Source organism: Comamonas piscis (assembly GCF_014109725.1).
GTDB classification, from domain to species: Bacteria; Pseudomonadota; Gammaproteobacteria; order Burkholderiales; family Burkholderiaceae_C; genus Comamonas; species Comamonas piscis.
On record NZ_CP058554.1, the window covers coordinates 324173 to 337979 of the forward strand.

General features: G+C 60.4%; 9 protein-coding genes. All 9 read left to right on the forward strand.

The window, feature by feature from the left end:
* The first annotated feature begins 37 nt into the window (after nt 1–37).
* The 9 genes from HS961_RS01580 (at nt 38) to dapA (ending at nt 13800) form a co-directional block, all read left to right on the forward strand.
* Nucleotides 38–2935: a DUF6531 domain-containing protein gene (locus HS961_RS01580; protein WP_327012011.1), complete on the forward strand. Its 2898-nt coding sequence runs from the start codon at nt 38–40 to the stop codon at nt 2933–2935.
* A 6-nt stretch (nt 2936–2941) separates the two neighbouring features.
* Nucleotides 2942–4537 carry an RHS repeat-associated core domain-containing protein gene (locus tag HS961_RS23750; protein ID WP_327012012.1) on the forward strand — a complete coding sequence of 532 codons (1596 nt, stop codon included), beginning with the start codon at nt 2942–2944 and terminating at the stop codon, nt 4535–4537.
* 461 nt (nt 4538–4998) lie between these two features.
* The gene (locus tag HS961_RS01585) at nt 4999–5370 is read left to right on the forward strand and encodes a hypothetical protein (RefSeq protein ID WP_182326062.1); all 372 of its coding nucleotides are present in this window, start codon (nt 4999–5001) and stop codon (nt 5368–5370) included.
* A complete protein-coding gene (locus HS961_RS01590) occupies nt 5370–5732 on the forward strand; it encodes a hypothetical protein (protein WP_182326063.1) in 363 nt (120 codons plus the stop codon). The genes HS961_RS01585 and HS961_RS01590 overlap by 1 nt, the downstream gene beginning before the upstream one ends.
* A gap of 1586 nt (nt 5733–7318) precedes the next feature.
* Nucleotides 7319–8749: an FAD-binding oxidoreductase gene (locus tag HS961_RS01595; RefSeq protein WP_182326064.1), complete on the forward strand. Its 1431-nt coding sequence runs from the start codon at nt 7319–7321 to the stop codon at nt 8747–8749.
* Nucleotides 8750–8799: 50 nt separating this feature from the next.
* A complete protein-coding gene (locus tag HS961_RS01600; RefSeq protein WP_182326065.1) occupies nt 8800–9876 on the forward strand; it encodes an ABC transporter substrate-binding protein in 1077 nt (358 codons plus the stop codon).
* A 148-nt stretch (nt 9877–10024) separates the two neighbouring features.
* Nucleotides 10025–11119, forward strand: coding sequence for an ABC transporter ATP-binding protein (locus HS961_RS01605; protein ID WP_182326066.1), 1095 nt, complete (start codon nt 10025–10027; stop codon nt 11117–11119).
* On the forward strand, nt 11116–12879 hold the full coding sequence (locus tag HS961_RS01610) for an ABC transporter permease subunit (RefSeq protein WP_182326067.1): 1764 nt from the start codon (nt 11116–11118) through the stop codon (nt 12877–12879). The genes HS961_RS01605 and HS961_RS01610 overlap by 4 nt, the downstream gene beginning before the upstream one ends.
* A 6-nt stretch (nt 12880–12885) precedes the next feature.
* Nucleotides 12886–13800 (forward strand): 4-hydroxy-tetrahydrodipicolinate synthase, encoded by a 915-nt coding sequence (gene dapA / locus HS961_RS01615; RefSeq protein ID WP_182326068.1) that lies wholly within the window; start codon nt 12886–12888, stop codon nt 13798–13800.
* Nucleotides 13801–13807: the final 7 nt, after the last annotated feature.

The window sequence follows — 13807 nt, forward strand, 5'->3', positions numbered from 1 at the left end:
GACATCGCTATCCACCCAACCCCAGGAGACCCCTCTTATGAGTGGCCAACCCGCCGCCCGCAAGGGCGATCGCGTCGCCAAAGGCAAGATCGCCCAAGGCTCACGCACCGTGCTTATCGGCAGCCAAGGCGGCATCGCCTGCTCTGAATGCCCCGGGGGCATCACCGTCAGCTCGCCGGTCAATCCGCAAATCGGCGCCAAGGTTCTGCTGGGCGAAGAAGACCTGGACTTTGCACTCCCAGGCGCCCTGCCCGTCGTATGGCAACGCAGGTACAGCAGCTATGTGAACCCCAGCCATGGCGCCACCTGCGGGCTGATGGGCTACGGCTGGCATTTGTGGCTGGAGCTGAGCGTGGCGCTGCAAGAAGATGCCACCTTGCTGTTTGATGCCAATGGCCGGGTGATCACTTTTGACGAACCCCTGCCGCCTGGCGGCCAGCTTTACAGCGCTAGTGAGGGGTTGTGGCTGTTGCGCGGTGGTGGCGGCAGCAGCGAGGGTGGCGGTAGTGGCAAGGACGCAAGCACTGCCCCTTGGGCCAGCGATGCGCGCTGGCGCCATATCGCACCCGCGCTGGCACGCAGTGCGGACACCATCCTTGCCACTAGCGGCAATGGCGATACCCTTTGGCACTTGGGCATGGTGCCCACCCAAACAACGCAACCGGCCAAAGACAGCGCAGCAGACCGCTGGCGCCTGCTGGCGGTGACGGACCGCCTCGGGCGCAGCCAGCACTACCACTACAGCGACGGCAGCCAGCGCGACATGGATAACCGCCCCCTGCCGCTGGGCATGCTGGTGGGGCTGAACGATGGCGCAGGGCGCCGCTACCGGCTGCAACACCAGCGCATCCACAGCGGCAAGAAAGCGCAAGAGCGCCATGCGCTTTGGGGGGCCGATGACGGCTTGCGCATGGTCAGGGTGGAACTGGTTGAAGACCCCATCGCGCCCTTGCGCGGCACCATCGTCCTCGCGCGCTACGGCTACAGCGAGGACGGCGACCTGCTGACCGTACACAACCGCGCCGAGGTGCTGGTGCGCAGCTTCCAGTGGGACCACCACCGCATCAGCGCCCACCGCATTGCCCAAGGCCCCTGGCACGGCTACCGCTACGAGAGCCAGGCGCCTGGCGCCCGCGTGATGGAGCACGGCAACCAAGAGGGCCTGCATTACCGCTTTGACTACCAGGCGCTGCCGGACAGCCCCCAAGGCCTGCCCCGCTCCAGCACCCGCGTCACCGACAGCCTGGGCCGTGTGGAGACCTACCAGTTTGAGGGCGAGCCGGGCTTGTCGCGCCTGGTGGCCCACGACAAGGCAGACGGCAGCCGCTGGCTGCAGGCCTACGATGCCTTTGGGCGCCTGACCTGCAGCACCGACCCATTGGCACGCAGCACCTACCTGCGCCGCGACGGCCAGGGCCGCGTCACCGGCATGCAACTGCCCGGTGGCAGCAGCACCCAGCAGCACTACGACGACGCTACCGGCCGGCTGCTGCACAGCAGCGATGCCGCCGGCGCCTGCACCCGCTACCAGTACGACAGCTGGGGGCGGCTGACGCAAACCACCTGGGCCGATGGCAGCCATGAGCGCTACCACTACCCCAGCCCCACGGAGGCGCCGCTCATCGCCGACAAGCCCTTGCGCATTGAAGATGCCCACGGCGCCACCAAGCACCTGGCCTGGGACGGGGCGGGCCAACTGCTGGCCTACACCGATTGCTCGGGCCACACCAGCCGCTACAGCTACGACCGCTACGGCGCGCTGACAGAATCCACCAATGCCAGCGGAGGGCGCGAGCGCTACCAGCGCGATAGCCAGGGCCGCCTGGTGGCCACCGAGCGGGTGGGCCCCACGGTAGAGCGCTACCACTATGACGATGCCGGCCACCTGGTGCGCATGGAGCCCGCATGGGACGCCTCAAGCCGCCCAGGCCCTGGCCAGACGGACCTGACAGCGCAGCACATCCATCTGAGCTACGACCTCTGGGGCCGGCTGCTGCAACGCAGCCAGGGGGGCCGGAGCATCAGCCTGGAGTACGACAGCGCCGGGCGCCTGACCCGGCTGGTGAACGAGAACGGCGCCCAAAGCCGCTTTGCCTGGGACAGCCAAGACCGCCTGGTGCAGGAAGAAGGATTTGACCAGCGGCTGCAGCGCTACCACTGGGATGCCGCCGGCCAGCTGCTGACCAGCACCGATGGCCATGCCAAGTTCCAGCACACCACCAGCTATGCCTGGGACAGCAGCGGCCGGCTGAGCCAGCGCCACTTGCCCGCCAGCGCCCATGCCCCCGCGCAAACCCAGCACTACCAGTGGAACGCAGCCGGGCAACTGACCGAGGCCAGCGTGTGGCTGCATCCGGCTTCGCCTGCAGACCCGGCCCAAGTCTTGCCCGCTCAATTGCAAAGCCAGATCAGCCTGCAGCGCGATGCCCTGGGCCGCATCACTGGCGAAGTGCAAAAGCTCTACCGCACAGGCGGCAGTGACGCCGCTGCCCCCTCCACCACACCGGAGTTTGAGCACCGCATCAGCCATGGGCTGGACGCCCTGGGCAACCGCCTGCACAGCGATCTGCAAGGGCTGGGCTCCATCGCCTGGCAGCTGTATGGCGCAGGCCACGTACATGGGCTGCAGCACAACGGCAACACCCTGGTCGATATAGAGCGCGACGCGCAGCACCGAGAAACCCGGCGCAGCCTGGGCAGCCCCGGCCAAACCCAGGGCCAAGCGGACAAGCAGGCAGGCAGCCCAAGCCCCCTTCAGGTCCTGCGCAAATGGGACGACCTGGGCCGCGTCTTCTCCACCGCCACCCAAGGCCTGCAGTTGCCCACCGCAGCCGCAGCAGGCCCCGCCTCCCCGCTCCTGGCTTTGCAGCTGGTCGGCCAAATCGCCAACCGGCACTACCGCTACGATGCGCTGGGCCAGATCACCACCATCTAGCAAGGCGTGGGCGAGCAGCCCAGCCAGGTGCTGCGCTATGCCTACGATGCCGCAGGCCGCCTGCGCGGAGCTGCAGAAGGGCTGCGCCCCACCAGCGTTCAGGAGTGGCGCACAGACCCCGCTGGCAACCGCCTGCCCGGCCCCACCCCCACGGCGGCCAACCCCGGCAGCGAAGCCCAGCAATGGGCCGCCCAGGTACACGCCCACTGGCGAGAAGAAAACTTCAACCTCCTGGGCCTGGGCCACCTGGCCGCCTACCAGCGCGGCCCCCTCAAACAATGGGACGACAACCGCATCGGCTACAGCAGCGACTGCGTATGGCGCTATGACGAATTCGGCAGGCGCATCGAGCAGCTGCAATCGCTGGCCCCCAACGCGCAAGGCCAGCCCCAGCGCAGCCGCCAAGAACTGCGCTACGACGGCGACCACCAACTGCTCGAAGTCCACTGCACTTACAGCAACGGCCGGCCCGAGCAGCACCTGCGTTACACCTACGACGCGCTGGGCCGCCGCCTGTGCAAAAAGAGCAGCACCGCCGCAGGCGAGCACACCAGCTACTACGGCTGGGACGGCGAGCGGCTCATCCACACCGAGCACCTGCGCCCCGGCGCCGATGGCCAGCCTTGCCGGCACATAGAACACACCATCTACGAAAGCGGCAGCTTTACCCCGCTGGTGCGGCTGAGCACCACCACCCAACTCAGCGAGCACCAGCAGCCCCCGCTGCTGCTGCGTGCGCTGCAAGCGGGCATGACCCATGCGGACAGCAGCGCTGAGAACGACGACAGCAACACCCAAGCGCTGGCGATGATGCAATCCATACTCAGCGCCATGCCCGCCAGCATGCAAGCGCTGGCCGAGCAGAACATGCAGCAAGCGCTGCACAGCAGCACCGCCATGCCAGCTTCATCCGCCTTTATGGGCGAGACAGCCCAACGTGGCGCCCAGCTGCTGCAAGGCATGCGCGAGCAGCTGCAGTTAGAGCAACAGCAGGCCCATGCCCGCATCGCCACCCATTACTACCACTGCGACCTCCTGGGCACTCCGCTGGCCTTGACGGACAGCAATGGCCAGATCGTCTGGGCGGCCAGTCTGGACCCTTGGGGGAATTTGCTTGATGAGTACGACCCGCATGGGATTGGGCAGCCGATTCGTTTACCTGGGCAGATCCATGACCGGGAGACGGGGCTGTATTACAACCGGCATCGGTATTACGACCCGAAGGTTGGGGGGTATATCACGCAGGATCCGATTGGATTGGAGGGGGGAGAAAATTTGTTTGCCTATGTGGGCGGTAATCCGATGTCTTTTATCGATCCTCATGGATTACGACCAAATCGCCCTCAGTGGTGGAATGATGCATGGAAACCCAAAACGCCTCCTGGTCACTGTGCGACTGCCGAGTGCGCAGCAGGCATCACGCCTGCTCCAAGCGAAAACCGAAGTCAGGAAGAAATTGACAAGGGGCAATGCATACTAGTTTGTCAGATATCTCTTTTAGTGCCCGTTGCAGCATGCAATGCTGCTGTTCAAGGAGGTAAATTGGGCGTCCTCATAGGAACAGGAGTCAAAGGAGGAATATGCAATTCAATATGTCATTGAATTTTCTTCTAAGTCGCATCAATCGGTCAGGATGCCCTAATTGCGGGCATTTATATTTCAAACTATATCAAACGTCTCGTTCTACATGCCCCAAATGTCATCAAGAAGTCCGCACGGATGTATGGATAGTGAGAGCAGTAGAAACAATTATAACTTTACCAATCCTCTGGCTAATTCTAACTGCGTTACGAATTTTTTTAGATGACTCAACTGGAATTTTGTCATGTTTTTTACTAAGCATTCCCGCAAAAATTTGCGATATATTCGTTGCGCAGCGCTTTGTGACCGCATATTGTGCCTGTAACGAATTAGAAAATGGAGATAAAAGCTGACATAAATAAATTGAAATATTATTAAAGCTATTTTGGAAAATTGAAAACTCAATCAAAATTTGATTAGTATTTTTTTATTGAGCAATCGATACTCTTCGTGACGTGTTTCATCATGCTACATTAAATAAAATGAAAAAGTCGAAGGCAATTTATATTTCAGCAATTGCATTAGCGTGTGTGGCAGGACTTGTTCTAGGCATTAAAAACAACAAAGAACTCACAAATAAAACCGTACAAAAAATGACAGATGGTTTTCTAGCCATTAAAGCTGGAGATGAAATCATCCAGTCCAATGACATCAGAATAGCAATAGAAAAAAATGATGATTTGGGTTGTTATTTTGAGAAAATCTCTGAGTCACCATTGAGAGATTTAAATACATGCCTACAAAATCCTCTTTGTGTGCAGATGTTCAATGCAAATCACCCCTTTAATATTAAAAATATCAGCAATGCTTTTCAAAAAGGTAAGTTCTGCAAAAATAAACAAGCCGACAAATAATGAAAAACTATATTTTAGAAAAAAGAATAGTATATGCAATGTCTATTGCAATCTGCTTCTATATTTGTTATCAAGTTGGAACCATAGTAAACAAGCAAAATGCCTTAATCACTAGCTTTACAAAAAAAGAGTATGTTTTAGCGTCTGCAGCAGCGATTAGACTTCAGACACTGGAAACATTAGACAAAAATATTGGTGATAAAACCGCAACCACTTGCATATTAGAGAAGGAGGTCTTGCGGCTATCTCAGAATTGGAATTACTGCAAATCTCAACCGGAGTGCATACATAATCTGCGCGGAGTCAAATATCCCAAAACAAACGAAATTATCAATGCGTTAAAAAAAGATCAATGTACCTAACAGCCGCCAACACCTCCAAGCAATAGGTTGCTCAGGTTCACGCCTGATGGCGGCCAAAAAGCTTTAGTCCGCAGCCCTAACGCCCCCCAACCTGAGCAACTCACAGGTCCTGAAGGATGTCAACGGCCAGATCGCCTGGGAGGCCTGGCGTTAGTAATGGGAGTTGTGTGTTGATCACTACGCCAACCCCGAACGGCATATGCCCCGCGCAACCAACAACCAGACTGGTTTGCGGTCCGGTCATTGGGCCAATGCCATGATGGAGCCTATTGCTATGAAGATGTGGTTTCGTAAGTACATCAGACTGATAGCAGTTTTGACAGTGGCTACCTTCGCTGCAACTGCATACTACTTTGCTCCAAGCAAGGGAGAAAGGCAGGCGATGGAATTGGAGGCATGCAAGAAAAAGTGCGCACCCCGTGCAGGAGTCATGGAAGGGCAGCGTGGGTTACCCAATGCATCATCGACAGAAAGGCGGAATCATCTTCGATTTGCGAAGTGCGCCTGTCGTTGAGGCATGGGAAAAAGGCGCCAGTCTCAGATTAAATCCAAGGCTACCACTGCACGCCGTATAGGTACCGACTCCCATTTTCCTTTCTCTTCATCTAAACAAAAACATCCACCCAGGTAGGCTATGGCGTTGAACTGGAGATCATTCCTATATTTAACCTTCTCGCATGTGGCATCCTCGACTTTGGTTGTGGCATACAACTGGGATGCAATTAACAGAAGATTGCATCGCTACACCACTGACTTAATTCTCAGCTACTTTTTTTGGTCGTTATTTTTATTGATTGCCATACTTCTAACACGTCGACTCAAAAACGGCCTGTTAGCTGGCTTTTTTATGCCCTACTTTGCCTCAATCCTTTCATATTCATTTGTTATGGAAACAGGTATTCTCAAACAATTAATACGCTCAGACGGCATTGATTACTTGAGCGTATTGGCAATTATCTTGACTGCTCCTTATTTAATGATATGGGGACCAATTATCTCCACGACAAGCGTTTTGACAACATGGCTATTAAACCGAAATGCGAGAATTTCAATCAAATAGAAGTGATAAAGTAAACTCCAAGACTTTAAAAAATGCTCGACTGATGTTCTCTATGACGGTCGATATAAAAATCGACAATGAGATCTGCAGATAATTGTTTCTCCCCTCCCACAATGCCCCGCGCAGGCATTCAATCATCGCTGAAGAATTGGTGAGTCCCCACACACTAATAGCAACACCTGCTTCAGGTTCCTACAACCCAACTTGCTCGCGCAAATACTAGGCTCTCTCACCCTTGACAGGACGGTGACGAGCGCCAACATCGCGTCATCCAGCCCCTTGCAGACCATGGCTCACCGCCGCGCCAACGGTCGCAGATGGCGCACGCTGCCTCCCGCTCAGCAGCACATCGCCGAAACCACATTCCCCTTCCCCCTCTACCTGACCTCTGGCAAAGCACGCCAGCCTCACGCCGCATGCATCAATCGCATTGCAATCACATGTATTCGTATTTCATCTAATACTAATCTTATTAAGAATTAGCGATCATCGGGTCCTCTCCTCCAAACTTTGGACCCGTGGGCATATGGACTTGATTCAGAACCTCATCGCGTTGCTCGGTGAAAGCGCAGTACTTCGCAGCCAGCAAGACCTGGCCGGCCATGTGACGGACTGGCGCGGCCGCTACCAGGGCCAGGCCCAGTGCGTTGTGTTCCCGTCAACGACGGCGCAAGTGGCAGCGGTGGTGCAGCTCTGCCATGCGGCGCAGGTGCCGGTGGTAGCGCAGGGTGGCAACACCAGCTTGTGCGAAGGCGCGATTCCGCGTGCCGATCTGCCCGAGACGGTGGTCATCAACCTGGGGCGGATGCGCCAGGTGCGTGCGGTGGATCCGGCCAACAACTCGATGGTGGTGGATGCGGGCTGCGTGCTGCAGACCGTGCAAGAGACGGCCCGCAGCCATGGGCGACTCTACCCGGTGAGCCTGGGTGCCGAAGGCTCCTGCCAGATCGGCGGCAACATTGCGACCAATGCCGGCGGCACGGGGGTGCTGCGCTACGGCAATACCCGCGAGAACGTGCTGGGCCTCGAAGTGGTGCTGCCCGATGGCCGCATCTGGGAAGGGCTCTACGGCCTGCGCAAGAACAACACCGGTTTTGACATCAAGCATTTGTTCATTGGCTCCGAAGGCACGCTGGGCATCATCACCGGCGCCACGCTCAAGCTGCACCCGCTGCCCACGGCGCGTGCGATGGCCTGGCTGGCGGTGGAGTCGCCCCAGGCGGCCATCGACATGCTGGCCCGGTTCCAGAGCCGTTGCAGCGCCTCGCTGTCGGCCTTTGAGATGGTCAATGATGTACAGCTGAACATTGTGCTGAACCATGTGGCCGACCGCCGCGCGCCCCTCAGCCCCAGCTACCCCTGGCATGTGCTGGTGGAGCTGACCGATACCTGCGACGAGGCCCTGCTGTCCGCCGCGCTGGAAGAGACTCTGTCGGCCGCCGCCGAAGAGGGCATGCTGCTGGATGCCGCCATCGCCACCAACGGCAAGCAACAGGCCGACTGGTGGGAGGTGCGCCACAGCGTCTCCGAAGGCAACAAAAAGGCCGGCATCGGCATCAACACCGACCCGGCCGTGCCGCTGTCGGCCATCCCAGCCTTTATCACCCAAGCCACGGCTGCAGCGCACCGCATCGTGCCGGGCGCGCCGATCATCATTGTGGCCCACCTGGGCGACGGCAATGTGCACTTCATCCCGCAACTGCAGTTTGCGCAGTGGCAGGCGCTCAGCCCCGCCGAGCAGGACCAGCTCTCGCACAGCGTCAAGCAGGCCGTCAACGAAGTGGCCTGCGCGCTGGCCGGCACCTTCAGCGCCGAGCACGGCATCGGCCAGGTGCTGACCGACGAGATGGCGCTGTTCAAGCACGCCGTCGAGCTCGATCTGATGCATGCCATCAAGCGCGCCATCGATCCGCAGCAGCGCTTCAACCCCGGGCGCCTGCTGCCGCCCACTCCCTGATCCTCTCCCTCCCTTGACTTCCCCTGCCTCTTCCTTCGAAAGGACACTTTATGACTGAGATCACTACCTCCCGTCGCACCGCACTGAAGGCGGCCGTGGCTGGCGCAGGCCTGATTGCTGCACCTGCCGTACTGCGTTATGCCCGTGCCACGTCCAAGCGTATCGTGGTGCGTGATGACGGCGGTATCTACACCAAGGCCTATGGCGCGGTGTACTACAAGCCCTTCACGCAGAAGACCGGCATCGAAGTGGTGGGGGTGCAGGCAACGGCCGAGCCCGTGGCGCAGATCCGCAGCATGGTCGAGACCAAGAACTACACCTGGGACATGGCCAAGATCAGCCAGCCCGCCATCCTGCTGCTGACCGAAGGCGGCAAGGTGCTGCTGGAAAAGCATGGCCTGGAGAACGACCCCTTCGTCAAGACCATCCCGGCGCAGTACATGTCGTCCTACGGCGTGGGCACCAATGTCTACAGCACCGTGCTGGCCTACCGCGAAGAGGCCTTCAAGGGCCGCGCAGCGCCCAAGTCCTGGGCGGATTTCTGGAACGTCAAAGACTTCCCCGGCCGCCGTGGCATCCGCAAGCACCCGTTTGACACGATGGAGCAGGCGGCCATGGCTTCTGGCGTGCCTGCAGCGCAGCTGTACCCGCTGGATCTGGACCGCGCCTTCAAGGCCCTCGACGAGATCAAGCCCAAGGTCGATGTCTGGTGGAACTCGGGTGCCCAGGTCGAGCAGATGCTCAAGTCCGGCGAAGTGGACATGATCGCTACCTGGGTGTCGCGCCCGCAGTCGGCCAATGCCGATGGCGCCAAGATCGGCATCGTCTGGAACCAGAACATCTGGGGCGTGGACAGCTGGTCCATCCTGGCGGGCACGCCCAATGCCGATGCCTGCCGCGAGTTCATCAAGTTCGCGTCTGAACCCCAGCGCATGGCCTCGCTCAGCCAGTACTTTGCCGCTGGCGTGACCCAGCCCGAGGCCTTCAAGTACATCAAGCCCGAGGTGGCCAAGGATTCGCCGACCTATCCCGACAACATCAAGAACGGCGTGCAGATCGATGCCAAGTACTGGGTGGCCAACCAGGCTGCGGTGATCGAGAAGTTCAACGGCTGGGTGCTGAAGTAAGCGCTGCCCGCCAGAGATGACGACGCCTGCAGCGGCACACCGCTGCAGGCACGAGGGAGTCTCTGCAAAGCGTCCTGCCTGGGGCGAGGGTTTTGCAGAGCCTCCGTAGTTTCATTCGTTGCACACCGCTGCAATGGAGTCCATTGAAATGAAGAACATAAAACTGTCGATTGCGGGCCTGACCAAGCGCTATGGCTCCTTTGTCGCGCTGCACCCCACCAACCTGGAAGTGCCTGAGGGCGAGTTCCTGACCCTGCTGGGCCCCTCGGGCTCGGGCAAGACCACCTTGCTGAGCATGATCGCCGGCCTGTCCGTGCCCGATGGCGGCCAGCTGCTGATCAATGGCAAAGATGTGACCTATGGCGCGCCTTATGAGCGCGACATCGGCATGGTGTTCCAGAACTATGCGCTGTTCCCGCACATGACGATTGCCGAGAACATCGCCTTTCCGCTGAAGATGCGCAAGCTCGACCGCGCCACCGCGATGAAGCGCGCGCTGGAGGCGCTGGAGCTGGTCCACCTGCCCCATGTGGCGCAGCGTTTTCCCAAAGAGCTGTCGGGCGGCCAGCAGCAGCGCATTGCGCTGGCACGCTGCCTCGTCTACAAGCCCTCCATCGTGCTGATGGATGAGCCGCTGGGCGCCCTCGATAAAAAGCTGCGCGAGCACATGCAGCTGGAAATCAAGCGCATCCACCGCGAGGCCGGCACCACCATCGTCTATGTGACCCACGACCAGGAAGAGGCGATGACCATGTCGGACCGCATCTGCCTGATGGATGGCGGCCGCATTGCGCAGCTAGGCACACCGGCGGACCTGTACTTCCGCCCGCGCACGCCCTTTGTGGCCGATTTCTTGGGCGAGAGCAATCTGTTCAAGGGCACCGTGGTGGCCAGCCAGGGCGGCCAGGTCAAAGTGGCCTTGGCGGGTACCCAGACCGAGCTGCTGGCAACCACCGAGCAGCCGCTGGCCAACGGCGCCAAAGTCAGCGTGATGGTGCGCCCGCAAAACATGGCCGCTGCCGCAGCCGCACAAGGCGCCAGCGAGCGCTTCAGCGGCCAGCTGCTCGACACGATGATCACCGGCAGCCTCACCAAGCTCTACCTGAAGGCGCCCGCGCTCAGCACCGCGCCGGTGGTGCTGTCCTTCCCGACCTCCATCGCCAAGCATGACCACGCGCTGGGCAGCAGCCTGGAGTTTGGCTGGTCCAGCAGTGACGCCGTCGCCGTGCCGGAGACCGCATGAACAGCGCCGCCACCCCCCGCGCGGCCTGGGTGAGGCCGCTGATGATGGCCGCACCGCTGGTCATGCTGTTTCTGGTGCTGCTGGTCTACCCGGTCGGCCAGTTGCTGCTGCTGAGCATCTACAGCGATGGCAGCTTCAAGTGGAACAACTACAGCCAGCTGTTCAGCTCCTCGGTCTACCTGGACACCATGTGGATCACCCTGAAGATCTCGCTGGTCACGGCGCTGCTGTCCATCATGGGCGGCTACCCGATTGCCTACCTGGTCTCGTCCTTGCAAAAGGACAAGAAGAGCCGCTGGGTGTTCTGGATTCTGCTGTCCTTCTGGACCAGCTTTCTGGTGCGCGCCTTTGCCTGGATCGTGGTGCTGGGCCGCAATGGCCTGGCCAACCAGCTGCTGCTGGCGCTGGGCCTGCAGGATGCGCCCTCGAACATGCTCTACAGCTTTGGTGCCGTGCTGGTGGGCATGGTCCATGCGCTGATGCCGCTGGCCGTGCTGACCATGTTGTCGGTGATGGAGAACATTGACCGCAACCTGCCGCGCGCCGCGCTCACCTTGGGTGCGCGCCCGGGCACGGCCTTCTGGCGCGTGTACTTTCCGCTGTCCATGCCCGGTGTGGCCGCCGGCGCCATCATGGTGTTTGTCACCGCCGTGGGCTTCTTCATCGTGCCCCAGCTGCTGGGTGGCCGTAAGGAGACCATGATCACCCAGCTCATCATCGAGCAGGTGATGCAGGTGATGAACTGGGGCTTTGCCGGCGCCATCTCGGTGCTGCTGCTGGTCGTCGTGCTGATCGTGTTTGCGGTCTATGACAAGGTGCTGGGCCTGTCGACGATGACGGGCGCACAGTCCGACAAGAGCAACCACAGCAGTGGCTTTATGCGCCAGCTGTCCGAGATGCTGCTGGGCTTTTTGGGCAGCATCAGCGACCGCCTGATTGCCTTGGTGCCGCGCTCGCGCAAACGCGATCTGCAGCAGGGCGATTCCTTCGTGCTGCGCGCCAGCGTGGTGGCCCTGCTGGTGTTCCTGAGCGTGCCTGCGCTGCTGATGATCCCGATTTCGTTCGCCGACAAGTCGGGCCTGAACTGGCCGCCCCAGGGCTTCACCCTGCAGCACTACCAGGACATGCTGGCCTCGCCGCTGTGGATCAACGCCACGGTGCGCAGCTTTGTCGTGGGCTTTTTTGCCGCGCTGGCGGCCATGGCCGTGGGCACGCCGGTGGCCTTTTTGCTGGTGCGCGGCCAGATGCGCGGCAAGGCCTTGCTGCTGGCCTTTGTGCTGTCGCCGCTGATCATCCCCCGCATGATCATTGCCGTCGGCATGTTCTATTTCTTCTCCAAGGTGGGCCTGGTGGGCACCTCGCTGGGTCTGGTGCTGGGGCATACCGTCATCGCCATCCCCTATGTGGTGATGACCATGATGGCCGTGCTGCGCAACTACGACACGCGCCTGGACATGGCCGCCCAAAGCCTGGGCGCCCGCCCCTGGCAGACCTTGCGCTATGTGACCTTCCCGATCATTGCCGCCGGCCTGACCTCGTCCTTCCTGTTTGCGTTTGCCACCTCGTTTGACGAGCTGACCATCTCGCTGTTTGCCTCCGGTGGCCTCAGCTCCACCCTGCCCAAGCAGTTCTGGGATGAAGTGACCCTGCAGATCTCGCCGGTGATCGCCGCCGTCTCGACCTGCCTGTTCGCCTTCATCGGCATTTTGATCACCTGTGCGGACTGGCTGCGTCGCCGCTCCGCCGCTTCTTTGAATTGATGAACCATGACTACACGTATCACCTCTGAGCAACTCCGCGGCATCTTCCCTGCACTGGCAACGCCGGTGACCGCCGATGGCCAGATCGACACCCAGGCCGTGCGCGCGCTGCTGGACCACCTGCAAGGCAGCGGCATCAGCGGCACGGTGCCACTGGGCGGCACCGGCGAATACGGCGCGCTGTCGCGCAACGAGCGGGCCCGCATGGTGGCCGCCGTGCGCGAGCACCAGGCCGCCGATCTGCCGGTGCTGGCCGGCGTGCTCGACCCCGGCTACTACGACGCCATCGCCTCCGGTCAGGCGCTGGCCGATGCGGGCGCGGATGCGCTGATGGTGCTGACGCCCTACTACACCACGCCGTCGCAGCAAGGCATTCGCGACTACTTCATGCGCTATGCAGATGCGTCGCCGCTGCCGGTGGTGATCTATGAGATCCCCTACCGCACCCGCATCTCCATCGCGCCTGAAGTGCTGCATGAGCTGTCGCGCCACGAGAACATCATCGGCATGAAGGCTTGCAACACCGACATGTACCACTTCCTCAAGGTGGTGCAGGGCGCGGATGCCAGCTTTGCAGTGCTGAGCGGTGAGGACACCATCTTCCCCGCGCAGATGCTCTGCGGCGCCCAGGGCGGCATCATCGTGACGGCCAACCTGCTGCCCAAGACCTGGACACGCATGTACGAACTGCTGTCCAGCGGCAAGACCCAAGAAGCGCTGGCCCTGCACCAGGAGCTGATTGGCCTCTTGGACCTGGCCTTTGCTGAGACCAACCCCGGCCCGATGAAGTCGGTCTGGGACCTGGTCGGCGTGCAGGCCCCGCATCTGCTGGCCCCGCTGGTCGATTGCAACCCGGCGCTGTCCACCCGCCTGCGCGAGGCGCTGACCGCCCGGCTGCAGGCCGAACGCCAAGCGGCCTGATCGGGCG

Excerpts from the sequence above, each read along its gene's own strand:
- dapA (WP_182326068.1), top strand. The coding sequence starts at position 12,886 with ATGACTACACGTATCACCTCTGAGCAACTCCGCGGCATCTTCCCTGCA.
- HS961_RS01580 (WP_327012011.1), top strand. The coding sequence starts at position 38 with ATGAGTGGCCAACCCGCCGCCCGCAAGGGCGATCGCGTCGCCAAAGGC.
- HS961_RS01600 (WP_182326065.1), top strand. The coding sequence starts at position 8,800 with ATGACTGAGATCACTACCTCCCGTCGCACCGCACTGAAGGCGGCCGTG.
- HS961_RS01595 (WP_182326064.1), top strand. The coding sequence starts at position 7,319 with ATGGACTTGATTCAGAACCTCATCGCGTTGCTCGGTGAAAGCGCAGTA.
- HS961_RS01610 (WP_182326067.1), top strand. The coding sequence starts at position 11,116 with ATGAACAGCGCCGCCACCCCCCGCGCGGCCTGGGTGAGGCCGCTGATG.
- HS961_RS01590 (WP_182326063.1), top strand. The coding sequence starts at position 5,370 with ATGAAAAACTATATTTTAGAAAAAAGAATAGTATATGCAATGTCTATT.
- HS961_RS01585 (WP_182326062.1), top strand. The coding sequence starts at position 4,999 with ATGAAAAAGTCGAAGGCAATTTATATTTCAGCAATTGCATTAGCGTGT.
- HS961_RS01605 (WP_182326066.1), top strand. The coding sequence starts at position 10,025 with ATGAAGAACATAAAACTGTCGATTGCGGGCCTGACCAAGCGCTATGGC.